The following is a 26,305-nucleotide window of genomic DNA, read 5'->3' as shown; positions in this document are numbered from 1 at the left end:
TCACCTCCTAATCATTTTTTATATACATAGGGTTGCCATATGCAAATACATTATCTGGTACATCCTTTGATATAACTGTACCCGCTGCTATCTTAACGTTATTTCCAATCTTTACTCCAGGTAAAATTGTTGAATTTGCACCTATTAAAGTATTTGATCCAATACAAACAGGACCATATCTAAACTCTTCTACTAAAGCTTCATGCGTTAATATTGTTACATTATATCCAATCACACTATTACTTCCAATTGTGATTAATTCTGGGTAAAATATATCCATCATTACTTTATATGCTATTGAAGTTTGTTTGCCAATATTAATATTTAAAAAACACTGATATACATATCTTTTTAGGGACATACTAGGTATAAATTTTGCGATTTCTATAATGATTGTATTTTTCAATACCTTCGGGAATTTAACAAGTCGATAAACATGCCACAAAGGATTTACATGGTGATACGTTTTAGACAAGAATTTTCTCAAAATATCACTACTTCACTTTTTTTATAGGCCATGTTAGTGGTCCAACGCTACTATAAATAGGCGGATTATATTTCACTCTTCTGTACACAATCAAACTAATACTAATCAAAATTAAAATAATTGATACAACTTGTGCAACTCTTATATTACTAGTCAACATTAAACTATCAGTACGTAAACCTTCTATAAAGAATCTTCCAATGGAATACCACGTTAAATATAAAAAGAATGTCTCACCTAGTTTTAAATGTTTTCGAATATTAATTAGAATGATAAATCCAGCCACATCCCAAATAGATTCATACAAAAATGTTGGATGATAATATTGACCGTTAATATACATATTTTCAATTATAAAATTAGGCAAATGTAACTGTTCTAAAAATGCACGTGATACAGAACCGCCATGTGCTTCATGGTTCATAAAATTACCCCAACGTCCAATACCTTGCGCTAAAATTATGCTCGGTGCAACAATATCACCTATTTGGAACGGATTTAAATTTTTAATTTTACATACAATGACACCAGCAATAAAGCCACCAATTAAGCCACCATGAATTGCTATACCACCATGCCAAATTTTAATAATCTCACCAGGATTTTCCGCGTAATATGGCCATTGGAAAATGACAAAATATATTCGTGCCACAATAAATCCAAATAAAGCACTGTAAAAAATGATATCTACTAATGTATCTTTATGTAATCCTGCTTTAACTAGTGCTCTTTGTGCAACAAAGTAGCCAAGTAATATACCAATAGCAATAATAATGCCATACCATCGTACACTAAGTGGTCCTAAGTTGAACGCCACAGGATCTATATAGTTAAATACAACATTCATTCAACCTACTCCTCACTCTTATGACTGTTCTTTATAATTTCTTCATTCAAACGTTCGCTAAATTCTTCTGCAGTATTAATACCCATAATATTCAATCGATAATTCATTGCTGCAACTTCGATAATAACTGCTACGTTTCTACCAGGTCTAACTGGAATTGTTTTCTTCGTAATTTCTGTGTCTAGAATACTTAATGTTTCTTCATTCAATCCTACGCGATCATATAACTTTTGTTTGTTCCAGTTTTCCAAATTAATATTTAATCTAATTCGCTTCTCGGTTAAAATAGAGCCTGCACCAAATAAAGTCATAACATTAATAATACCTAATCCACGTATTTCTAATAAATGTTCGATTAACTTTGGTGGTTTCCCGATTAATTCATCTTTATTAATTTGACGAATCTCTACATTGTCATCGGCAACTAATCTGTGACCACGTTTCACTAATTCCAAAGCAGTCTCACTTTTACCAATACCAGAATCACCAGTAATTAAAACACCTACACCATATACATCAACTAAAACACCATGTAAAGATGTTGTTTTCGCTAATGCATGTTCTAAAAATGTTGTTAAACGACTCATTAAACTTGTTGTCGCATCTTTAGCAATTATTAGAGGTGTATTTAATTCTTTTGCAGCTTCTACAAGTTCTTCTGGGGGTTGCAAACCACGAGTGACAATAATTGCCGGTGTTTCCGGCCTACAAAGTTTACGCATACGTCCTGCTCGGTCTTTATCCGGCAATAAATTATAAAATGATAATTCCGTAGTTCCTAATAGTTGTATTCTATCTGAAGCATAATGTGAAAAATAGCCTGCCATTTCTAATCCTGGTCTTGATATATCTGCATTTTTAATTGGTTTTGACAAACCTTCTTCACCAGCTATTAAATCTAACTTTAACGTTTCAACTAGTTTTTCTGTCGTTAACATGGGTTCACCTCAATTATATTTATCCCTTCTCTTACATCTCCTATTATCATATCAAAAATATGACAACAATCTACATTGAAAAGCTAAAATAAATATTAATTGTTCATTATTATTAATGTTTTGCAAGTCACTATTAATACCATTCATTTGTTCTTTAATTCATTGCTAAATAAAATGACTGAAAAATTAGAAGCATTGTCTTCTGTTATTTTAAATATTAATAACAATTTAATTACCTTATTTATAATTAGCTAGTCTATTTTTTGATCATATATTAACATACTTCTTTTCAGCAATCTCTTATATAATGATGTTTGTATATCATTATATAAAAAGAAGTGAAAGATCTCCTAATAACATCTTTCACTTCTTTTATTATTATTTGCTTTCAGTATATTGTTTATCTCGTTCAAGCACTTCTTTTAAATATTTACCAGTATATGATGCTTCTGTTTGTGCAATATCTTCTGGCGTACCTGTTGCTACAATCGTACCGCCACCATTTCCACCTTCTGGTCCTAAGTCAATAATATAATCAGCTGTTTTAATCACATCTAAATTATGCTCAATTATAACTACAGTGTCACCATTTTCAACTAATCGATTCAATACCTTTAATAACCTACTAATGTCATCAACATGTAATCCAGTAGTTGGTTCATCCAAAATGTAGATTGATCGACCAGTAGAACGTTTATGCAACTCTGAAGCAAGTTTTACCCGTTGTGCTTCACCACCAGATAATGTTGTAGCTTGTTGACCTAACGTAACATAGCCTAGTCCTACATCCACAAGCGTTTGAAGTTTACGATTAATCTTAGGAATATTTTCAAAAAATTGCGTTGCTTCTTCCACAGTCATTTCCAAAATGTCTGCGATATTTTTACCTTTATATGTTACTTCTAACGTTTCGCGGTTGTATCTTTTACCATCACATACTTCACATGGCACATATACATCAGGTAAAAAATGCATTTCAATCTTAATTATACCGTCGCCTTTACAAGCTTCACAACGCCCACCTTTTACGTTAAAACTAAAACGACCTTTTTGATAACCACGAATTTTAGCTTCATTCGTTTGCGCAAATACATCCCGTATATCATCAAATACACCTGTATAAGTTGCCGGATTAGAACGTGGCGTTCTACCAATTGGAGATTGGTCGATATCGATAATTTTATCTAATTGATCAATACCTTCAATTTTGTCGTATAATCCCGGTTTAACTTTTGATTTATTAATTTTTTGTGCTAATGATTTGTATAATACTTCATTCACTAGAGAACTTTTACCAGATCCTGACACACCTGTTACTACTGTCATAATTGATAATGGAATCTCCACATCCACACCCTTAAGATTATTGCTTTTTGCACCACGAATCGAAATTTTACGATCTGAAGCAGGTCTACGGTATTCTGGAACTTCAATTCGTTTTTTCCCACTTAAATATTGACCTGTTAAAGACTTTTTATCTTTCATTACTTTTTGAGGTGTACCACTAGATACAATTTGGCCACCATGTTCACCGGCACCAGGGCCAATATCAACTAAATAATCAGCCGCCCTCATCGTATCATCGTCATGTTCTACTACGATTAAAGTATTTCCTAAATCTCTCATTTCTTTGAGAGTATTTATTAACCGATCATTATCTCTCTGATGAAGACCAATTGAAGGTTCATCAAGTACATATAATACACCTGTTAATCGTGATCCAATCTGTGTTGCTAATCGAATACGTTGTGCTTCACCACCAGATAACGTTCCAGAAGCTCTATTTAATGTTAAATATTCCAGTCCTACATTATTTAAAAATGTTAATCGTGAAATAATTTCTTTTAGTATTTGATTAGCGATCGCTTGATCTTGTTCTGATAAATTGATGTTTTCATAATAGTTTAATGATTGACTAATTGAATATTCAACAACTTCTCCAATATTCAATCCACCTACATACACCGATAAAGCCTCTCGACTTAATCGTTGTCCGTGACAAGTTTCACATGGTAATTCTGTCATATATTTACTCATCATTTCACGAGTATATTCAGATGGCGATTCATGGAAACGGCGACTAATATTGGGAACAACCCCTTCAAATACCATCGTTCTTTTTCTAGTACCACCTTGACGTTGTGTAAACGTAAATTCAATTTCTTTTTCACCTGAACCATATAATAAAATATCACGTTGTCTATCTGTCAACTTTTTAAATGGCTTATCCATATTAATTTTATATACTTCACAAACACGTTTTAGTAAGGTTGGATAAAAATCAGAACTTGTGGGTATCCATGGTTCAATGGCACCTTCATTTAATGTTTTATCTTTGTCTGGTACAACTAAATCAACATCAACTGTTAACTTTTGTCCTAAACCATCACAGGTTGGACATGCACCAAATGGACTATTGAAACTAAACATTCTTGGTTCTAATTCTCCTATTGAAAAGCCACATATTGGACAAGCATGGTTTTCAGAAAATTTTAAGTCTTCACCATCGATAACATCAACAGTTAATTGACCTTCTGCAAGTTCAAGTGCTGTTTCAATAGAATCAGCTAATCGTGTTTCAATGCCTTCTTTTACAACTAAACGATCGACAACAACCTCGATTGTATGATTTTTATTTTTATCTAATGCTGGCACTTCATTTACATCAACAATATCTCCGTCAATTCTAAGACGTACATAACCTTTTTTGCTGATATCTTCTATTAGCTTTTCATGACTACCTTTACGATGAGAGATGACAGGTGCTAATAATTGAATCTTTGTACGTGTATCTAACTCCATTATACGATCAACCATTTGTTGTACCGTTTGAGATTCAATTTCTATATTGTGATTTGGACAATATGGTTTACCTACACGTGCATATAACAGACGAATATAATCATATATTTCTGTTACCGTAGCTACAGTAGATCTTGGGTTCTTACTCGTTGTTTTTTGATCTATTGAAATTGCTGGCGATAATCCTTCAATCGTATCAACGTCAGGTTTATCCATTTGACCTAAAAATTGACGTGCATAGGCACTTAATGATTCAACATAACGGCGTTGGCCTTCAGCATAGATTGTATCAAATGCTAAAGAAGATTTACCTGACCCTGACAAACCAGTCATTACTATTAATTTATTTTTGGGTAATTCAATATCAATATCTTTTAAGTTATGCGCACGAGCACCTTTTACTACTATAGATGGTTCTTTCATTTACTTGTCACCCTTCTGCTTTTAATTCAAATAACATATCTCTTAGTTCTGTAGCTCTCTCGAAATCTAAATCTTTCGCTGCTTGTTTCATTTCTTTTTCTATATTTTCGATTGTTTTTTGTCGTTCTTTTTTTGTCATTTTCTTAGGTATTACAGTTTGTTCTTTTTCATTGTTTTCGTCGTTGTCAACAGTTGCACTAATCAAATCATGAATCTTCTTATTGATAGTTTTAGGGGTAATGCCATGTTTTTCATTATGCTTCATTTGAATATCACGACGACGTTGTGTTTCATCTATTGCATACTTCATCGAATCTGTCATTTTATCAGCATACATTATGACTTCACCTTTTTCATTACGTGCAGCTCTACCAATGGTTTGAATTAATGACCTATTTGAACGCAAAAAGCCTTCTTTATCTGCATCTAAAATCACAACTAAAGAGACCTCTGGTATATCAATACCCTCTCTCAATAAATTAATACCTACAATGACATCATACGTACCCATACGTAAATCTCTAATAATTTCTATTCGCTCTAATGTCTTAATCTCAGAATGTAAGTAGTTAACTTTAATACCCGCTTCTTTCATATACGTTGTTAAATCTTCACTCATTTTTTTAGTAAGCGTTGTTACTAAAACACGTTCATTTCGTTCAACTCTTGCTTGTATTTCACTTAATAAGTCATCGATTTGATTTTCAGTAGGTCTAACTTCAATTTTAGGATCAAGTAAACCTGTTGGACGAATAATTTGTTCAACCATTTTATCTGTATGTTCTATTTCATAAGGCCCTGGCGTTGCCGAAACATATACTAACTGTTTTGTCTTTTCTTCAAATTCTTCAAATTTAAGCGGTCTATTGTCCAAAGCACTTGGTAATCTGAAACCATGATCTACAAGCACTTGTTTACGCGCTCTGTCTCCATTATACATACCTCTCACTTGTGGTAATGTCACATGCGATTCGTCAATCATTACTAACCAGTCATCACCAAAATAATCTAATAATGTATATGGCGTTGAACCTAGCGGACGTAGTGTTAAATGTACAGAATAATTTTCAATTCCTGAACAAAAGCCCATTTCTCTCATCATTTCTAAATCATAATTAGTTCTTTGCTCTAAGCGTTGCGCTTCTAATAATTTATTTTCATTACGCAATTCCTTTAATCGTTCTTCTAATTCTTTTTCAATACGTTCTATTGCAACTTTCATTTTTTCTTCACGCGTTACGAAGTGAGACGCTGGAAATATTGCAAAATGTTCTCGCTCTTTCAATACTTCGCCAGTTAAATAGTTAACTTCTCTTATGCGATCTATTTCATCTCCGAAAAACTCAACTCTAATGCACAATTCTTCTTTTGAAGCTGGGAATATTTCTACAACATCTCCACGAACTCGAAAAGTACCACGTTGGAAATCGATATCATTACGTGTATATTGAACATCTACAAGTTTTCTAAGCAACTCACTTCTATCCATTTCCATACCAACACGAACACTTACTACTAAATCTTTATATTCCTCAGGATTACCTAAACCGTAGATACAACTTACACTTGCAATAATTATTACATCATCACGCTCAAACAATGCACTTGTAGCTGAGTGACGTAATTGATCTATCTCATCATTAATGGATGCATCTTTTTCAATGAATGTATCTGTAGATGGAACATATGCTTCAGGTTGATAATAATCGTAATAACTCACGAAATATTCTACTCTGTTTTCAGGAAAAAATTCTTTAAATTCACTATATAATTGACCTGCTAATGTTTTATTATGTGCGATAATTAAAGTAGGTTTACCAACTTCTTTAATTACATTACTCATTGTAAAAGTTTTACCAGTACCAGTAGCACCTAATAATGTCTGATGTCTCTTTCCTTCTTGAATACCCTGTACAATTTCTTTAATTGCTTGTGGTTGGTCACCTTGAGGCTCAAATTCAGAATGTATTTTAAAAGGATAATGTTCAACCATTGTTACATACGCCTCCTATTTAACGTGTTATTTATTTATCTCGTTCAAATTTGCTCTTTCTTACATCATATTTTAGCAAAATAATCGCCAAAAAAGCAAACATTTGTTCGCAATATTTTAATACAAAGAAAAACAAACATAGTTGTTCTAACTATGCTTGCATTTAGTCAATTCATTTATCTAGTTATATTTTGTGAGTATATACACTTTATATCAATCGCCTTATTGTTTCAATTAATTTGTTTGAACATTGTCATTAGGTTAAAATTAGCGATCTCCATCTTGATGCTTATGAAATTCAAGCTGATCTATTATAAGATAACCTGCTAATAGTGATACTACGTCAATAAAGATAATCCACTCATTATGAAAGTATTCCTTATATATAGAAGCCCCTATTAAAATCAACGTTAGTGTTGTACCAACCCATTTATTTCTAGTTAATACACTAAATAACACTACTAAGACACACGGAAAGAATGCAGCGCTAATATACCATATCATTCATTTTCCTCTTTTCTTTTATTTAAAATGTTCATTGTAGTTTCTCTTAATTCTGTTTTAGGAATGAAGTTTTCAGTTAACATTTCTGGAATGATATTATCAATAAAATCTTGTACAGAAGCTAAATGATCGAATTGAATAATTGTTTCTAAACTCATTGCATAAATTTCAAAAAATAATTCTTCAGGATTACGTTTTTGAATCTCACCGAATGTTTCATACAATAAGTCGATTTTATCCGCAACTGAAAGGATTTGTCCTTCTATGGAATCATCCTTACCTTCTTGCAATCGTTGTTTATAAACTTCTCTATATGGCAATGGAATTTCTTCCTCTATAAATGTTTCTACCATTTCTTCTTCAACTTGTGAAAATAGTTTTTTTAATTCACTGCTTGCGTATTTCACAGGTGTTTTAATATCACCAGTAAACACTTCCGCAAAATCATGATTTAATGCTTTTTCATATAAACTTTTCCAATTTATTTTTTGCCCATGATATTCTTCTACAGTCGCTAAGTACTGAGCAATTTTAGTTACTTTAAAGGAGTGTGCAGCAACATTATGTTCAAAATATTTAAATTTTCCAGGTAATCTTATAAGTTTTTCCATGTCTGATAATCTTTTAAAATATTGATGTACGCCCATTTCAATTACCTCCTTATTATTTAATCATAAATTATACTTTCTTTTTACATATCCTTCAATTAAATATTATTTAAATATCTTAATTGTTTATCTTCGTTAATATTATAACAAAAAAATCCTCTTAACCCATTTCACAAGATAGGTTGAGAGGATAATCTAACATCAAATTAGTGAATATAATTGTATTTACTTGGATTTAAAATAGTTCTTGTTGACTTAACATTAAATCCTGCGTAATTCATTTCAGATACCGTTATTGTTCCATTAGGATTTACTGATTCAACTACGCCAACATGACCATATGGACCAGCAGCAGTTTGGAAAATCGCACCAACCTCTGGTGTTTTATCTACTTTAAATCCTGCACTTTTCGCTGCGTAATTCCAGTTGTTCGCATTACCCCAAAGACTACCGATACTTCTACCTAATTGTGCACGGCGATCAAAAGCATAATACGTGCAATTTCCATATGCGTATAAATTACCTCTATTTGCAACAGATTTATTGTAATAATGAGCAACTGGTTTAGTTGATGCTACTGTGTGTGCTTTCACAGGTTTATATGTTACATTAACCGATTTAGCAACCGTTTTCTTAGTTGCTTCATGTTTTGAAATTTGCTTAGCTGGTTGCTGTGTTAACTTTGCTATTTGAGTTGATTTACTTACCGGTGTTTTAATAACCTTAACTTGTTGTGCTTTATTTTGAGGTACTAATGAAAGTACATCACCAGGGAAAATTAATGGTGTCACACCAGGATTGTATGAATATAATTGATTCAATGTTAAATGATGCTCTAAAGCAATTTTATATAATGAATCCCCAGGTACTACTGTGTATGTTGTTTGAGATTGTATTTGAGCTTGAACATTTGATACATAATTATGTTTAATTGGTGATTTAACCACTGAACCTTGTTGTTGTGCATGTGCTGCATTATTAAAAGCTAAAAAAGCTAACACTGACGAAACTGTCACTGTAAAAGTTTTCTTCATCTTGTTGTCATTCCTTTGCTGTTAGTATTTTAAGTATAAAAATACTATAGCACAATACATTTTATCAAAAGCTATTGTTATGACTATGTAATCAAATGGTTAACAATATAAAATTCTTACAAACACACATTTTAGTGTAAAATATTTCTATCCCAATGATTCGGTAACGCTTTCAAAACTTTATATCTAGTCTTAAATTTAGTAATAGGTAATATTTCTTAATGTACTCTACATGTTTTCTATAAATAAATCTATTTTACCAAAAGACTCACCCACTTGATTTAAAAATAAATAATACTAATTTATTCATAATCCCATTCTCCTAATCAATGCTTCATTAAATATGCATATTTATAATTTATACACCAAAAAACCGAAACCAAATATGGTCTCGGTTTGTCATAAAATTTAGTCATGTGACATTGATTGTCTCAAATATGATTCAATGAATGGACTTATTTCTCCATCCATTACAGCATCTACTTTACCAGTTTCTTCGTTTGTACGATGATCTTTTACCATTGAGTATGGATGGAAAACATACGATCTAATTTGACTTCCCCATCCTATTTCTTTTTGTTCACCACGAATTTCTGCCATTTCACGTGCCTGTTCTTCTAATTTTAATTGATATAATTTAGACTTCAACATTTTCATTGCCGCTTCACGGTTTTTAATTTGAGATCGTTCATTTTGGTTATTAACTACTATACCAGATGCATGATGGGTAATTCGAATAGCTGATTCTGTCTTGTTAATATGTTGTCCACCTGCACCAGAGGCTCTAAATGTATCTACTGTAATGTCATCAGGATTGATTTCAATTTCTATTTCATCATTATTAAAATCAGGTATCACATCACATGATGCAAATGATGTATGACGACGACCAGATGAATCGAATGGTGAAATTCTAACAAGTCGATGTACACCTTTTTCAGCTTTTAAATAGCCATAAGCATTATGTCCTTTAATGAGCAATGTCACGCTTTTAATTCCAGCTTCATCTCCAGGTAAATAATCAACCGTTTCAACTTTAAATCCTTTCTTTTCACAATAACGTTGATACATTCTAAATAACATATTTGCCCAGTCTTGTGATTCCGTACCACCTGCACCTGGATGCAACTCTAAAATGGCATTATTGGCATCATGCGGGCCATCTAATAGTAATTGTAATTCATATTCATCAACTTTTGATTTGAAATCAATTACCTCTTGTTCTAAATCATCTTTCATTTCTTCATCAAATTCTTCTTGTAACAATTCCCAAGTTGCTTCCATATCATCCACATCTTGTTGTAACGTTTTATAACCATTAACAATTGATTTTAATGCATTATTTTTATCTATAATATCTTGAGCCTTTGTTTGATTATCCCAAAAATTCGGTTCAGACATCATCTCTTCATATTCTTGAATATTGGTTTCTTTATTCTCTAAGTCAAAGAGACCCCCTAATTTGTGTTAAATCTTGATTATATTTATCTATATTGCGTTTTATTTCTGATAATTCCATAGTTTTCGCTCCTAGCTGTTATTCAAATAATGTCACACTCTAGTGCAATTTATAATGTTAAATTTTAACATAAATTTGTTAAATAACAACGATAAGAAATTTAAGTGCACTCAAATTATATCGTCGAAATTAGAATGTCACACTTTTACTTACTTCCCAGACTTCAATATAATAATTTTCGTTATTATAAGCTACTATAACATTAATATAAAATATGCCATAAAAATATGTAAATTCATGAGCATTTCCAACTAAATATTATTCATTAAATATCAAAAAATTACCCCTTCCAAAACACTTTATTGTGTTTTCTTGGAAAGAGTAATTAATGTCATTTATTTACCGTGACAATTTTTATATTTTTTACCACTGCCACATGGACATTCATCATTTCTACCTACTTGTTCACCTTTTACGATTGGCTGTGCTTTAACTTTCTCTTTACCATCTTCTGCTGAAACATGTTTAGCTTCACCAAATTCAGTCGTTTTTTCACGCTCAATATTATCCTCAACTTGTACTACAGATTTCAAAATATATTTACACGTATCTTCTTCAATATTTTGCATCATAATATCAAATAATTCATGACCTTCATTTTGATAATCTCGCAATGGATTTTGTTGAGCATATGAACGTAGGTGAATACCTTGACGCAATTGATCCATTGTATCGATGTGATCAGTCCAATGACTATCAATAGAACGTAATAATATCATACGTTCAAATTCATTCATTTGCTCTTCTAAAATATCTTTTTGACTTTGATATGCTTTTTCAATTTTAGCCCATACGACTTCAAAGATATCTTCAGCATCTTTACCTTTGATATCATCTTCAGTTATATCACCTTCTTGTAAGAAGATATCATTAATATAGTCGATAAACGGTTGATATTCTGGCTCATCATCAGCAGTATTAATATAATAATTTATACTACGCTGCAACGTTGCACGTAACATTGCATCTACAACTTGTGAACTATCTTCTTCATCAATAATGCTGTTTCGTTCGTTATAAATAATCTCACGTTGTTTACGTAACACTTCATCGTACTCTAATATACGTTTACGTGCATCAAAGTTATTACCTTCCACACGTTTTTGTGCTGACTCAACAGCTCTCGATACCATTTTTGATTCAATAGGTGTTGAATCATCCAAGCCTAACCGACTCATCATTTTTTGTAAACGTTCAGAACCAAAACGAATCATCAATTCATCTTGTAATGATAAATAGAAACGACTATCACCTTTATCACCTTGACGCCCAGAACGACCACGGAGTTGATCATCGATACGACGAGACTCATGACGTTCTGTACCTATTACTGCTAAGCCGCCTAGTTCTTCTACACCTTCACCTAATTTGATATCTGTACCACGACCCGCCATGTTAGTTGCAATTGTAACTGCACCTTTTTGTCCCGCTCCTGCAACAATTTCGGCTTCTCGTTCATGGTTTTTCGCGTTTAACACATCATGGCGAATACCACGTTTTTTAAGTAAGTTAGAAATATATTCTGACGTTTCAACCGCAACTGTACCTAATAATACTGGTTGTCCAGCTTTGTGCTTTTCAACAACATCTTCAACTACGGCATCAAATTTACCTTTTTGGCTAATATAAATTAAATCTGACTTATCATGACGTTGCACCGGCTTGTTAGTCGGAATTTGAGTAACTGTCATATTGTAAATATTTCTGAACTCTTCTTCTTCAGTTTTTGCTGTACCTGTCATACCTGCAAGTTTATTGTACATTCTGAAATAGTTTTGGAATGTAATTGAAGCCATTGTTTTAGACTCATTTTGTATTTGTACGCCTTCTTTAGCTTCAATAGCTTGGTGTAACCCTTCTGAAAAACGACGTCCAGGCATCGTACGTCCTGTAAATTGGTCAACAATCAATACTTCACCATCAACTACCATATAGTCTACATCGCGTTGTAATGTTACATGTGCACGTAAGGCTGTATTAATATGACTAATAACATCAACATTTTGTACATCATATAAGTTTTCAACTTTAAACATGCGTTCCGCTTTATCTGCACCTTGTTCAGTTAAATGTACAGCTTTTGTTTTTTCATCATATTTATAATCTTCATCTTGCTTTAACATTTTCGCAAATACATTTGCTTGTGTATAAAGTGACGTTGACTTTTCAGCTTCTCCAGAAATAATTAATGGTGTACGCGCTTCATCAATTAAAATCGAGTCAACCTCATCTATGATTGCAAAATGCAATGGACGCATAACTCTATCTTCAGAGTAATTCACCATATTATCTCTTAAATAGTCAAAGCCTAACTCGTTGTTAGTACTATAAGTAATATCTTGAGCATATGCTTCACGCTTCTCTTCAGTTGTCTTACTATTTAAGTTCAATCCTACAGTCAGACCTAAGAAATTGTATAATTCTGCCATTTCTTCACTTTGAACACTTGATAAATATTCATTAACTGTAATAACGTGAACGCCTCTACCAGCAAGTGCGTTTAAATATGTTGGCATTGTCGCTGTCAACGTTTTACCTTCACCAGTTCTCATTTCGGCGATATCACCCTTATGAATCGCAATACCACCCATAATTTGAACTTTATACGGTATCATATTAAATACACGTTTAGAACCTTCTCTAACTAGTGCATATGCTTCTGGCAAAATTTTATCTAAATAGTCATTCTGTTTTTTGACATTTTCTATGTCAGCCAATTCTGTTTGGAATTGTTTCGTTTTATTACGAATTTCTTCATCAGTTAAAATTGCCGTTTTTTCTTCTAAAGCGATTACTTTATCAGCAAGCTTACCTAATTGTTTAATTTCTTTATTATTGCCATCAAGAATTTTTGATAAAAATCCCATTTCGTTCGCTCCTTTAGCTAAAAACTGTTTGGCCTACAACAATATATCTTATCATTTATAGTTATAAAATTATACTTATTTACTCATTTAAGGAATCAATATAAATATATTTACGACAAACTTCATTCACATTCTATTGATAACAAGTTTATCACTATCAAATATAATCTCAATACATATTAATACTTCCCTATAAAATATAACATCAGTGTTTTGTGATTATTTAAGTGGATTGTTCAATAAACTGACATACTATAATTAACTTAACATTCAAATATATACATCCATTAACATTAGCATAGACACTATGTTTCATTCAACAAATTACATAAGTGAATCACGAAATAATTTAACTAACTATTTTGAATTTAAAAAAGCACTTGTGCAAGAACACAAGTGCTTAAAATTTCATTTATTGTTCGCTAGTTTGAATTAAACCATATTTACCATCTTTACGACGATAAACTATGCTTGTTCCATCTGTTTCTCTATCTGTGAATACAAAGAAATCATGACCAAGAAGATTCATTTGTAATACAGCTTCTTCTGAATCCATTGGCTTTAAGCTGAATTCTTTAGAACGAATAATTTCGATTTCGTTATCATCATAAGTCTCATTGTCAACTGGTGTTTCTTGCATTTCTTGCAACTCTGCAACAAACACTTCTTGATCTCCTCGATCACGACTCTTACGATTAACACGTGTTTTATATTTTCTAACTTGTCTTTCAAGTTTATTATTAATTAAATCAATTCCTGCATATAAATCATCGTTGCGCTCTTCAGCTCGTAACGTTACATTTTTCAATGGAATTGTTACTTCAATTTTAGTTGCTGAATTTGAATACGTTTTAACTTTTACATGCGCGACTGCATTTGGTACGTCATTAAAATAACGTTCCAACTTACCAATTTTTTCCTCAATATAGTTGCGAATAGCATCTGTGATAGTGAGGTTATCTCCATGAATTTCAAATCTAATCATAGTAATCTCTCCTTAAACCTCTTTATTGGTAACTCTTTATTATATTTTAACATTTTTACGCTATCGTGCAAACGCAAACACTTTGAATTTTCTGATATTTTTAGTATATAATTTACACCCTGCACGATGAATTGTTAATCCTGTTGTATAAATATCGTCAATGAGTAATATTTCTTTATCTGTTAAATCTAAACTTGTATCAACTATAAATGGATTTTCTTCTATAAGTCGTTCTTTTTTAGATAGTCCGGCTTGTTTTGGCCTGTCAACCATTTTTAAAACCTTTTCAAATTGAATCTCTTTCGCTGTTAAAACCTCTTCAACTGGATTATATGTTCTATATTGATCATTTGATGCAGATGAAGGTATTGGCACAATATAATCATACGTTGTCGAAGGTATTTCAATTAAATGTGCCAACAATTCACATAAATAATAATCCTTCATAAACTTAAATTGATGAATAACCTCTTTCATTATCCCATCATAATTATATCCACAATACAATTGTTCCATTAATTTAAAATGTGTTGCTAAAAATTCACAATCTAAGCATATTTCTTCCTTATCACTTAAACATTTTAGACATTTAACACATCGCCTTTCTTTACTATTGATTTTCATCTCTTCCCATGCACTCTCGCAAAGTTTACATAATCGATTAGGCTTCTTAAATAAATTATAAATTGAAATAGATTCATTTATTTTTCTACCACAATTCAAACACTTATTCATCAATCCAACCTCTTTTTAAAGCTAATCGATTCATTTGAAATATTTCCTTTCTTGCTAGCATCATACTTAAACTAACACCTTGATGTAAATACAATACTTTACCATTAGGACATTCTAATTTACGTCCAACTCTTCCAGCAATTTGAATTAATGCTTCTTTAGAAAACTGATGCGCATCAATGACGATAACATCTAAATTAGCCATCGTGAATCCTCGTTCTAAAATCGTTGTAGTAAAAATGACATCATATTTTCCATTTCGCAAATTTTCTACTTTTTGAAAACGAAAAACGTCTTCACCATGTACATATGTTAATCTTGAAATTTTATTCTTATAAGCCGAGAATGTTTTAATCATTATGTCTATATTACTAAAAAAGACAAGTGTGTATCGATTATTAGAAATTTGTTCTATTAATAATTTATAAAGTGTATGCTGAATTTTGTTTTCTTTTAATTTGAAATAATGGAATTTTGGAACTGGTAGTGACTTTTTATGAAAACGTGCAGGTAATGTAATAATATTATCTCGAGGAATTTTGGCTAAAAGGTGATTGGGTGGTGTGGCAGTCATATAAATCATTGCGTGAATTTCTTTAGCAGATGAAATTAATGTTTGTTGTAAAATATTGTCCATTGCTAATGGAAATGCATCTACTTCATCAACAAAAATAATATCAAAATGTTTTTTGAAGCGGTAAAGCTGGTGAACAGTACTTACTACAAAATGACCGTTAAATTGTTGCTGTGACTGCTGATGTAAGACGTCTATATTCTCTCCTTTAAACGCGTCTTGAATTCGTTTGCTAATTTCTACAACTACATCTACACGTGGCGATACGACAGCAATGTTATCTCCTTGACGTCTTGCATGTTGAATACCTTGAAACATCATTTCTGTTTTACCAGCACCCGTAACTGCATATAACAAAATTGTTTGCCGGTTCTGAATTGCCCGAACGATATGTTCAGAAGCATATGCTTGTTGTACAGATAATTCAAACGGTAGATTATAATAAGCTTGCGAAGGATTCTGAGAACTCTCTGTTATTTTATAAACTGTCATATCATCCATGCGACCAAGTGCGATACAATTTCGACAATACACAATCATTTTTGAAAGAGTTGGCGAGTAATATTGATAAAAATGTTGAGGTTCATTACTTTCACATTGAAGGCACCGATAATATCGCCCTTCTTTTATTATACCTATAGCTTCTGTTTTAATTACCTCAGTCGTTAGTTGCGTTCGGGGGTGTATTAATTTTCCATAATGTTTGATGTGATTTACCTCTTTTCAATAAAAAAGCCTACATATAATAATTATTACGTTTTAACTATAGAATTTCAGCATTTAAATGATAAATCATAATAATACTTAAAATACTAAACTTAAAACTTTAATCATAATGTAGACTCTTCAAGTAAAATTTTATAATTACGTTAACCTTATTTTTCTACCAACGTATCCTAAACCTAATCCACCTGAACCTAGATGTGCTGCAATTACTGGACCAAATTCTGAATATGCAACTTGATAATTTGACGGACAATCTTCTAACAACTTTCTGTATAATGCTTGACCATCTTCATAGTGATCTCCATTAATAACAAATAACGTTATTTCCTCGTAGTCCTTAACAATTTCTAATACTTTCTTTTCAAGAGTTTGGATAGCACGCTTTTTAGTACGGACTTTTTCTTCAGGTATTATCTTACCATCTTCAAATTTAAGTACTGGTTTCATTTTTAATAATGTACCAACCCATGCTTGTGCTCCAGTAATTCGACCACTTTTTTGTAAGTTTTTTAAATCATCAACAATTAAAAATGCACCTGTATGTTTTCGCATCTCAGTTAAATCATCAATAATCTGCTGTGGTTCATACCCTTTTTCAACTAGTTCAATAGCTCTTAAAACATAGCACCCTTCAATCATCGCTGCTAGTTTACTATCGAAAGCATGCACATTAACGCCGTCAACCATTTCTCCTGCTTGATAACTAGATTGGTAACTACCGCTGATTCCACTTGATAAACAAATGACGATGATATCTGTGTAACCTTGATCTCTTAGCTTTTCATATTTTGTAATCCATTCGCCAATTGCAGGTTGGCTTGTCGTTGGTATCGTTTGTGACGATGCCATTTTATTATAAAATTCATTAATTGCTATTTCATTACTTTCTGTAAAATTCTTACCATCATCAAATGTCACACTTAATGGCGCGATTTGAATGTTATATTTATCAATTAAGTCTTGCGACAGATAACTTGTAGAATCGGTCATCACAGCAATTTTCATAGTCGTCCTCCTCAAATATACTCATAGTCATGATACAATATTTCTGTTAAAAAGAAAATGGCAATCAAACGATTTATTGTTGTGTCATTTTCAGTGTATAATGTAGTTTAAATAATCTAAAGCTTATGAATTAAGGAGTTATTATGACACAAAATATCATTACTATTAAAAAAGAACACACCATTGAAAATATAATTAGTAAGTCGAGATTTATTGCTCATATTAAACCAGTTCAAAGTGAGGATGACGCTAAAGAATTTATTGCTGCAATAAAAAAAGAACATAAAGATGCCACACATAACTGTTCAGCATATACAATAGGTCCTGAGATGAATATTCAAAAAGCCAATGATGATGGTGAACCTACAGGTACTGCCGGAGTGCCAATGTTAGACATTTTGAAAAAACTGGATGTTCATAATACATGCGTTGTTGTTACAAGATATTTTGGAGGTATCAAATTAGGTGGTGGTGGCTTAATTCGTGCATATAGTGGTGCCGTAAGAGATGTCATTTATGATGCTGGACGTGTTGAACTCCGTGAAGCCATTCCTTGTATTGTCACACTTAATTATGATCAAACTGGAAAATTCGAATATGAATTAACCTCTACACATTTTATGTTAAGAAATCAAACTTATACTGATAAAGTTAGTTATTACATCGATGTTGTTAAAACTGACTACAACGATTTCATCAATTTTCTAAATCAAATAACTGCTGGTAATTTTGAATTAACTGAAGATAATACAAAACAGTTACCTTTCGATATTCCAACAACATAAAAGCACTAGCAAATGATGGTGTATTTCAAATGCAAATTGAAGTAACACGATCATGCTAGTGCTTTATTTATTATCTTTTTTAATTCCAATAAAGTATTAATCCAAAGTCCATCTCACTTCTCAATCTTCTTTATGAGAAGACTTACGGCTAATTAAATTCAAAATCGGTCTGTAGTTATTATCAATTAGTCCTGTAAATTCAACAATCAGCTCAATACTAAAAATAATTAACACAAACATCAATACGACACCTAATGGTGGTGACACATATAAAATAATACTAGAAAGGCTAAATAAAATAGAAATTGAATAGATTAATAATACTGTTTGCCTATGTGTATAACCTAAAGCTAATAATTTATGATGTAGATGAGACTTATCAGCTTGCATAATATGTTGACCTTTTTTAACACGTCGAATCATGGCAAATAATGTATCAATAAAAGGTACTGCTAAAATAACGATTGGGAAGAATAAAGCAATAATTGTAATATTTTTGAACCCTAATAATGATAGGAATCCAATAATAAATCCAATCATTAATGCCCCGCTATCTCCAAGGAATATTTTTGCTGGATGGAAATTGTAAAATAAAAATCCAATCAATGAACCTAATAATACGCAACAAATCATAGTAATAAATATGTTCGCTTGTAAAATCGCAATAAATCCAATTGTAATAAGTCCAATTGCTGAAACCCCAGATGCCAATCCATCTAATCCATCAATTAAGTTAATTGCATTTGTAATTGCAACAATCCAAATGACTGTAATTGGTATACTTAAAAATCCAAAGTGTATCGTTGTACCCATTGGTAATGAGATAAAGTCAATGGTCACACCATAAAAAGCAACAACAAGAGCTGCAGCAATTTGGCCAGCAAGCTTAATATAAGGTTTCAAATCATAAATATCATCTACAAGTCCAAGTATGTACATAATAATCGCACCAATAATAAGTGGCTTGATTTCTGTTTCAATAGGATGTCCAATCCAAATACCTATTAAAAATGAAAAGAGAATCACAGTTCCACCCATTACAGATACAGGTTTTGTGTGTACTTTTCTAAAATTTGGTTTATCAACTAGATTTAATCTTTTCGATATTGCAATAACGATTGGCGTTATAATCAAACTGACAATCATCGTGACTGCAACAAGTAATAATGTAACCATTTATTCACCTTCATCGATATTAATTGTTTTTAACGTTGTATTTATTTAATATAATCTTTAAAGAATGTCATATATACTTTCAAGGTATATCTTATGCCTTTATTATAAATTAATTCGCTCAATAAATGATATCATATTTACAAATATACGATTCATTTTGTTTATATCGTTTATTACTCATTTTTTTATCATATCATTTAAGGCAACATTTTAACATTAAAGTCTATATTAAACGTTAATTTTATATATAAATTAATGACAAAATGTAAGTTTTCACTTACAATAGCTAGTGGTCAATTAAAGGAGTCGATTAAGACATGTTCGAAGCATTTATATACAATATATCTGTTATCGTCGCTGGAATCTATTTGTTCCATCGATTACAGTATTCAGAAAACAAACGTATGGTTTTTTCTAAAGCCTATGTCACAGTATTGATGACAATCGTTTCATTATTATTATCTGTTTACCCTATTCCTTATCGTGAGGATTATTTAATTCATTTAACATTCGTCCCTTTATTATTTTTAGGTAGATTTACCAATATGGTCTATACATTATCTGCTACTTTAATTGTATCAATTGTTGAAGTCGTAGTATTCAACAACTCAATTATGTACGGTGTCACATTAATCGTTATTGCTGCCGTAACAAGTGCTATAGGACCATTTTTAAAACAAAACGATGTACTATCATTATTAATTCTTAATGTTGTCACAATTATTATTTTATTTGGTGTTGCTTTAGTGAGCCCGCTTTATAACTTATCTGAAGTTATCATTTTAATACCAATATCATTAATTATCACGTTAGCATCTGCAATAACTTTTGTAGATATATGGCATTTCTTCTCACTTGTTAATCGTTATGAAAATGAAGACAAGTATGATTATTTAACAGGTTTAGGCAATGTAAAAGAATTCGATAGATACTTAAATGAAATTTCACAGAAAGCTGAAAAAGAACATCAAAGCATTGCGTTATTATTAATTGATATCGATGGCTTTAAAGATGTCAATGATACCTATTCACATAAATCTGGTGATGCAGTATTAAAACAAATGTCACAATTACTTAAAAATTATGTACCAAATCAATTTAAAATTTTTAGAAATGGCGGCGAAGAGTTCTCTGTAGTTATACACAATTACTCACTAGATCAAAGTGTTAAATTAGCTGAAAACATTCGTTCAGGAGTTGAAAAATCTTCATTTCATTTACCAAACAAAGAAGTTATTAAATTATCTGTATCAATAGGTGTCGGCTATCTAACAGACGAAGACCCTAAATCACAGCGAAAAGTATTTAAAGATGCAGATGATATGGTACACGTAGCCAAAAATCAAGGACGAAATAAAGTCATGTTTAACCCTATTATCAATTTATAACAACGACAAAACTGTTAATCATTTGCTATTATTAAACCATGATACAATAGCAAAGATTAACAGTTTTTTATTATTTTAATTTTAACCTTGCAATTACTTCATACATATCCGGCGTCTCACTATTGAAAGTTGCAACAACAAGTTGTAAACTTCAATTGTTCAAATAAATAAACAAAATCATTGGAGGTGAATTGATATGCCTGATTCAATCACAATTATAGATGAAAATAAAGTGATTGATGTTGTATTGATTGCAGGAAGAATTTTGCTAGAGTCTGGTGCAGAAACATATCGTGTTGAAGATACGATGAATCGTATCGCACATAGTTATGGTCTTCATAATACATATAGTTTTGTCAGTTCAACTGCAATCATCTTTTCATTAAATGATCGAACAAGCACGCGATTAATTCGTGTACAAGAACGTACTACGGATTTGGAAAAAATCGCTTTAACAAATAGTCTTTCCCGAAAAATATCAAACCAAGAATTAACAATTGACGAAGCAAAGTCAGAGTTCATTCATTTACAACATGCATCATTGCAATACTCATTTTTAACAAATTTCTTTGCAGCAGCCATCGCATGTGGCTTTTTTCTTTTCATGTTTGGTGGCGTTGCATCAGATTGTTGGATAGCAGTAATAGCAGGTGGTGCAGCATTTTTAACATTTAGTTTTGTACAACGCTATATTCAAATTAAATTTTTCTCAGAATTTGTTGCAGCAGCAGTCGTCATATCGATTGCCGCTACATTTACAAAATTAGGAATTGCAACAAACCAAGATATTATAACCATTGCCAGTGTTATGCCTCTAGTACCAGGTATTTTAATTACCAATGCGATTCGCGATTTACTAGCTGGTGAATTACTTGCCGGCATGTCGCGTGGTGTTGAAGCTGCATTAACGGCATTCGCAATAGGCGCTGGTGTCGCAATTGTTTTACTAATTATTTAAGAAAGGACTGTTAAAGCATGTTATTTTATTTATTTCATTTTACGATAAGCTTTATTTCAACAGTACTTTTCTCTATTATCTTTAATGCACCAAAAAAACTTTTAGTTGCATGTGGTTTTGTAGGTGCCATTGCATGGACAATATATCAATTAACAGTTGATTTAGAATTTGGAAAAGTTGGCGCGTCATTTTTAGGAAGTTTAATTTTAGGTTTAATGAGTCATACGATGAGCCGTCGATATAAGCGCCCCGTAATTATTTTCATAGTGCCAGGTATCATCCCATTAGTACCCGGTGGTGCTGCTTATCAGGCAACTCGATTTTTAGTTTCAAATGATTATACCAGTGCTGTAAATACCTTTTTAGAAGTTACTCTAATATCAGGTGCCATTGCATTTGGTATTTTAGTATCCGAGATACTGTATTACCTATACACACGTATCAAACAACTGTATGGTAAAATTAAAGGTAAGACATATAAAAAATCTTACAACATGAATAATAGAGTTTAAGGGGTCGAATAGGATGAAGAAACAATTAATAGATAGATTAACAAGATATGCGACAATTGATACACAATCTGATCCACAATCCACAACTACGCCTTCTACTGAGAAACAATGGGATTTACTACATGTATTAGAAACAGAATTACAACAATTAGGATTGCCGACTGATTTAGATGAAAATGGATATTTATTCGCTACACTAGAAAGCAATATCGATGATGATGTACCAACTGTTGGTTTTCTAGCACATGTAGATACTTCGCCTGATTTCAATGCTTCTAATGTCAAACCACAAATTATTGAAAACTATGATGCTAAACCATATAAATTAGGTGATACTAAACGTGTATTAGATCCTAAAGTATTTCCAGAACTTAATAGTCTAGTTGGTCATACATTGATGGTTACTGATGGCACCTCTTTATTAGGGGCTGACGACAAAGCTGGTATCGTTGAAATTATGGAAGCCATTTGTTATTTAAAAGCACATCCTGAAATTAAACATGGTACAATTCGCATTGGATTTACACCCGACGAAGAAATTGGACGTGGACCTCATAAATTTGATGTCGAACGATTCAGTGCTGACTTTGCCTATACGATGGATGGTAGTCAATATGGCGAATTACAATACGAAAGCTTTAATGCCGCTGAAGCGGTGATTACATGTCATGGTGTAAATGTTCATCCAGGTTCAGCTAAAAATGCAATGCTTAACGCGATACGTTTAGGTGAACAATTTGATAGTTTATTACCTGATAACGAAGTACCTGAACGTACAGAAGGCTACGAAGGATTTTATCATTTAATGCGCTTTGAAGGTACTGTCGAAAAAGCAACATTGCAATATATTATTCGTGACCATGATAAAAAACAATTTGAATTACGTAAGAAACGTATATTAGAAATACGCGACGATATCAATGCACATTTTGAAAATTATCCTGTAAAAGTTGATATTACTGATCAATATTTTAATATGGCTGAAAAAATATTGCCATTACAACATATCATTGATATTCCAAAACGAGTTTTTGATAAATTAAATATCCCAACAAATACTGAACCTATTCGTGGCGGTACTGATGGATCACAATTGTCCTTTATGGGATTACCGACACCTAATATTTTCACTGGTTGTGGCAATTTCCATGGACCTTATGAATATGCATCGATTGATGTTATGGAAAAAGCTGTACATGTTATTGTTAGAATCGTTCAAGATATCGCTGAAAATAAATAACTGACACATTAATGTAAACGAACTTCGTTACAATCTTAATTGACATTAAAAATCACGCTAACACAGTACTGTGTTAGCGTGATTTTTAATTATATATCTATCATTTGTATCCGATTCGAAAATTAAATTATAGCCACAAACATCCTAATTATCAGGCATGGTTATCACTTACAAATATTTATCACTTAATTTACCACAAAACTAACGTTGCATAATTTGATTTGTAACTCTTCTATAATGTACTAACTTTCTACATTAAATTGCGTTTTCAACAGCTTTAATGATTGAACAGTATAATGTCGTATTTGTAAGCCCATTTTAAAGTCTGTATAACTTTCAGGCATATCAATAAATGTATTAAACATCGCTGTTACACCTTGTGATTCAAATAAATCAAACTTTTCAGCAGTAGCGCAAATTGCAATTGAAATTTTTTGATGTTTATGACAAAGCTCTGCAATACGTAAAGTTGTAGTCTCTAACAATTGATCATTTTCATTTAAACCTTCACCAAAAATAATTAAATCAGCTTGTCCTACTAAATCTTCTAAATGTGTTAGTTGGTCTACTAGTGCATGACTCGTTAGGATTTCAGCTTGGTATAAACCATTCAATACAGCCGCAATTCCACCACCTGCACCACCGCGTTCAACAGGACCAATAGCTACTTTCAATTCACTCTTAAACAATTCACTAAAGTACCAAATTAAATTATCAATTTCAGCAGCTTGGTTATGATTTAGTTGATGCGCTCCATAAGTTTGCATGATTTCACTTTGCTTTCCATATAATCGACTTGAGAAATCTGACATTACTTGAATTCTTGTCCCTGCCATTTTAGGATGTAATTTTGACATATCTATTCGTCTAATATATTTAATTAATCCTGCTCCTTTTCTCATATCAACGATGCGACCTTCATCATCATAAAATGCCGCACCGAGTGCCTGTAACATGCCTGCTCCAGCATCAAAGCTATCAATACCACCAAGAGAAATGACAATATGATTAGCCTCATTATCTAATGCATGTTTCATCATTTCACCTAAGCCGTAACTCGTACGCTCTGTAATTGATTTATGCCCTTTTAAAAATAAATTTCCTTCAATGACTGTCATACCAGTATCCGTTTGTCCATAAACCCCTTCAGTTTCATTCATGTCTGCATCATGAACAGGTATACGATACTTTTGACCTGATTGCCATAAAAATACTGAATCCAACAATTCATGTCGTCCATTAAATAAAGGTACTTGTACAACATCCGCTGTTTCAATTTGACTAGCAACTGCTTCTTCAACATATCTATTTGCTTGATAACTTGAAATAATACCATTAAATTCATCCATGGCTACTAATACTTTCATAACCTTGACCACCTTACTTTATTATTTATTGTGTAACGTTTCAATTAATGTATAACTAATCTTATTATTTACATTTAATTTTGTAATTTACAATCACTTACATCTTTATTTACACTGATATTTAACACATATCATACATATAGTTTATCTTCATTATCAGTCATTTTTTCTTAAATTTTCCATTAAAAAATATTTAAATAGTTTTGCTTTCCAAGCATTTCCTCGTATACTTTTTAATAAAAATACTCGAATACATTATACCTGTGTTTATTAAAAAGTACTAACGTTACTGCTTTTACATAATTAAAAAATAAAAGGCTAGAACATGATTATAACCTTATTACCTTGCATATGAATTTAAAATTACAATTCACATGAGATATTGCTAGGCAAATATGTTCCAACCTTATAGTTTTTATTATTCTTCTGCTTGTGCTAATGACGAAACATTAATATCACCGTGGTCTCTATTCCAAACCATTTCACCATTCACAAAATAAAATGCTTGAGGTGATTCGTGTTTAACATTCGTTTTTTTAGCAATATAATCTGACAAATCGCGTTCTTGTTGGACAATGAGATAATATCCATCCATATCGCGTTCATATAAAAATTTATTAAATTGATCATACGCATTTGCCGATATTGGACAAGTTTCACTATGTTTTAATACAAAAACATATTTGTTTTCTTCAATAACCTGTTCAAATTGGTCAATTGAACTTAGCTTTATAGCCACTCTATTCACCTCTAAAAATAATTATCACATATAAATAGCATCTGCGTGACATTTCTATACATATAGTTAATATCAATGTTTACCATTATACAC

General features: G+C 31.8%; 21 protein-coding genes and 1 pseudogene. 5 read left to right on the top strand and 17 right to left on the bottom strand.

The features are described from left to right. From CD116_RS03955 to fakB1, 14 genes and pseudogenes are all read right to left on the bottom strand, one after another. A pseudogene (locus tag CD116_RS03955) lies at nt 1–487 on the bottom strand (acyltransferase). Nucleotides 488–494: 7 nt separating this feature from the next. Continuing rightward, on the bottom strand, nt 495–1,334 hold the full coding sequence (gene lgt / locus CD116_RS03950; RefSeq protein ID WP_047530980.1) for a prolipoprotein diacylglyceryl transferase: 840 nt from the start codon (nt 1,332–1,334) through the stop codon (nt 495–497). A 5-nt stretch (nt 1,335–1,339) separates the two neighbouring features. Further along, complete coding sequence (hprK, locus tag CD116_RS03945) at nt 1,340–2,272, bottom strand: HPr(Ser) kinase/phosphatase (RefSeq protein WP_000958222.1); 933 nt, start codon at nt 2,270–2,272, stop codon at nt 1,340–1,342. Nucleotides 2,273–2,650: 378 nt separating this feature from the next. After that, entirely contained in the window at nt 2,651–5,497 is a 2,847-nt protein-coding gene (gene uvrA / locus CD116_RS03940) for an excinuclease ABC subunit UvrA (protein WP_047551134.1), read from the bottom strand. Nucleotides 5,498–5,504: 7 nt separating this feature from the next. Then, nucleotides 5,505–7,490 carry an excinuclease ABC subunit UvrB gene (uvrB, locus tag CD116_RS03935; RefSeq protein WP_047551130.1) on the bottom strand — a complete coding sequence of 662 codons (1,986 nt, stop codon included), beginning with the start codon at nt 7,488–7,490 and terminating at the stop codon, nt 5,505–5,507. Between the two features lie 267 nt (nt 7,491–7,757). Beyond that, nucleotides 7,758–7,994 carry a CsbA family protein gene (locus tag CD116_RS03930; RefSeq protein WP_047427074.1) on the bottom strand — a complete coding sequence of 79 codons (237 nt, stop codon included), beginning with the start codon at nt 7,992–7,994 and terminating at the stop codon, nt 7,758–7,760. Further along, on the bottom strand, nt 7,991–8,641 hold the full coding sequence (locus tag CD116_RS03925; RefSeq protein ID WP_047530976.1) for a YfbR-like 5'-deoxynucleotidase: 651 nt from the start codon (nt 8,639–8,641) through the stop codon (nt 7,991–7,993). Before CD116_RS03925 ends, CD116_RS03930 begins: the two co-directional genes overlap by 4 nt. Nucleotides 8,642–8,808: 167 nt before the next feature. After that, on the bottom strand, nt 8,809–9,636 hold the full coding sequence (locus CD116_RS03920; protein ID WP_047551127.1) for a COG3942 and LysM peptidoglycan-binding domain-containing protein: 828 nt from the start codon (nt 9,634–9,636) through the stop codon (nt 8,809–8,811). A 408-nt stretch (nt 9,637–10,044) separates the two neighbouring features. Beyond that, nucleotides 10,045–11,155 (bottom strand): peptide chain release factor 2 gene (gene prfB / locus CD116_RS03915; protein ID WP_103325188.1). Its coding sequence is split into 2 segments (ribosomal slippage): nt 10,045–11,082 and nt 11,084–11,155, totalling 1,110 coding nucleotides; the frame shifts between segments, so codons are not numbered across the junction. A 335-nt stretch (nt 11,156–11,490) separates the two neighbouring features. Next, the gene (gene secA, locus CD116_RS03910; RefSeq protein ID WP_047530974.1) at nt 11,491–14,022 is read right to left on the bottom strand and encodes a preprotein translocase subunit SecA; all 2,532 of its coding nucleotides are present in this window, start codon (nt 14,020–14,022) and stop codon (nt 11,491–11,493) included. Nucleotides 14,023–14,434: 412 nt separating this feature from the next. After that, complete coding sequence (gene hpf, locus CD116_RS03905; protein ID WP_000617737.1) at nt 14,435–15,007, bottom strand: ribosome hibernation-promoting factor, HPF/YfiA family; 573 nt, start codon at nt 15,005–15,007, stop codon at nt 14,435–14,437. 60 nt (nt 15,008–15,067) lie between these two features. Continuing rightward, entirely contained in the window at nt 15,068–15,742 is a 675-nt protein-coding gene (locus CD116_RS03900) for a ComF family protein (protein ID WP_047530973.1), read from the bottom strand. After that, complete coding sequence (locus CD116_RS03895) at nt 15,735–16,817, bottom strand: DEAD/DEAH box helicase family protein (protein ID WP_047551123.1); 1,083 nt, start codon at nt 16,815–16,817, stop codon at nt 15,735–15,737. Before CD116_RS03895 ends, CD116_RS03900 begins: the two co-directional genes overlap by 8 nt. Before the next feature lie 363 nt (nt 16,818–17,180). Next, a complete protein-coding gene (gene fakB1 / locus CD116_RS03890) occupies nt 17,181–18,047 on the bottom strand; it encodes a fatty acid kinase binding subunit FakB1 (protein ID WP_047530971.1) in 867 nt (288 codons plus the stop codon). Nucleotides 18,048–18,190: 143 nt separating this feature from the next. On the opposite strand from fakB1, the gene CD116_RS03885 reads away from it, so the two are divergent. Then, a complete protein-coding gene (locus CD116_RS03885; RefSeq protein WP_047530970.1) occupies nt 18,191–18,832 on the top strand; it encodes a YigZ family protein in 642 nt (213 codons plus the stop codon). A gap of 120 nt (nt 18,833–18,952) precedes the next feature. Here the strand turns inward: CD116_RS03885 and CD116_RS03880 are convergent, their stop codons facing one another. After that, nucleotides 18,953–20,008, bottom strand: a complete 1,056-nt coding sequence (locus tag CD116_RS03880; RefSeq protein ID WP_047427048.1) for a glycosyltransferase family 4 protein — start codon at nt 20,006–20,008, stop codon at nt 18,953–18,955. Between the two features lie 317 nt (nt 20,009–20,325). On the opposite strand from CD116_RS03880, the gene gdpS reads away from it, so the two are divergent. From gdpS to pepT, 4 genes are all read left to right on the top strand, one after another. Next, a complete protein-coding gene (gene gdpS, locus CD116_RS03875; protein WP_047427046.1) occupies nt 20,326–21,396 on the top strand; it encodes a GGDEF domain-containing protein GdpS in 1,071 nt (356 codons plus the stop codon). Between the two features lie 196 nt (nt 21,397–21,592). Further along, nucleotides 21,593–22,354 carry a threonine/serine exporter family protein gene (locus CD116_RS03870; RefSeq protein WP_001113407.1) on the top strand — a complete coding sequence of 254 codons (762 nt, stop codon included), beginning with the start codon at nt 21,593–21,595 and terminating at the stop codon, nt 22,352–22,354. A gap of 17 nt (nt 22,355–22,371) precedes the next feature. Then, nucleotides 22,372–22,866, top strand: a complete 495-nt coding sequence (locus tag CD116_RS03865) for a threonine/serine exporter family protein (protein ID WP_000899889.1) — start codon at nt 22,372–22,374, stop codon at nt 22,864–22,866. Nucleotides 22,867–22,879: 13 nt separating this feature from the next. Next, nucleotides 22,880–24,106, top strand: coding sequence for a peptidase T (gene pepT / locus CD116_RS03860; RefSeq protein WP_047551122.1), 1,227 nt, complete (start codon nt 22,880–22,882; stop codon nt 24,104–24,106). Between the two features lie 242 nt (nt 24,107–24,348). Here the strand turns inward: pepT and CD116_RS03855 are convergent, their stop codons facing one another. Both CD116_RS03855 and ytxJ read right to left on the bottom strand, forming a co-directional pair. Beyond that, nucleotides 24,349–25,473: a glycerate kinase gene (locus CD116_RS03855; protein WP_047551121.1), complete on the bottom strand. Its 1,125-nt coding sequence runs from the start codon at nt 25,471–25,473 to the stop codon at nt 24,349–24,351. A 418-nt stretch (nt 25,474–25,891) separates the two neighbouring features. After that, nucleotides 25,892–26,212, bottom strand: coding sequence for a bacillithiol system redox-active protein YtxJ (ytxJ, locus tag CD116_RS03850; RefSeq protein WP_000985617.1), 321 nt, complete (start codon nt 26,210–26,212; stop codon nt 25,892–25,894). Between the last annotated feature and the right edge of the window lie 93 nt (nt 26,213–26,305).

It is taken from the genome of Staphylococcus schweitzeri, from assembly GCF_002902405.1.
Taxonomy (GTDB): Bacteria; Bacillota; Bacilli; order Staphylococcales; family Staphylococcaceae; genus Staphylococcus; species Staphylococcus schweitzeri.
Note: the sequence above shows the minus strand (reverse complement) of the source record. Positions and strands in the feature narration are given on the sequence as shown.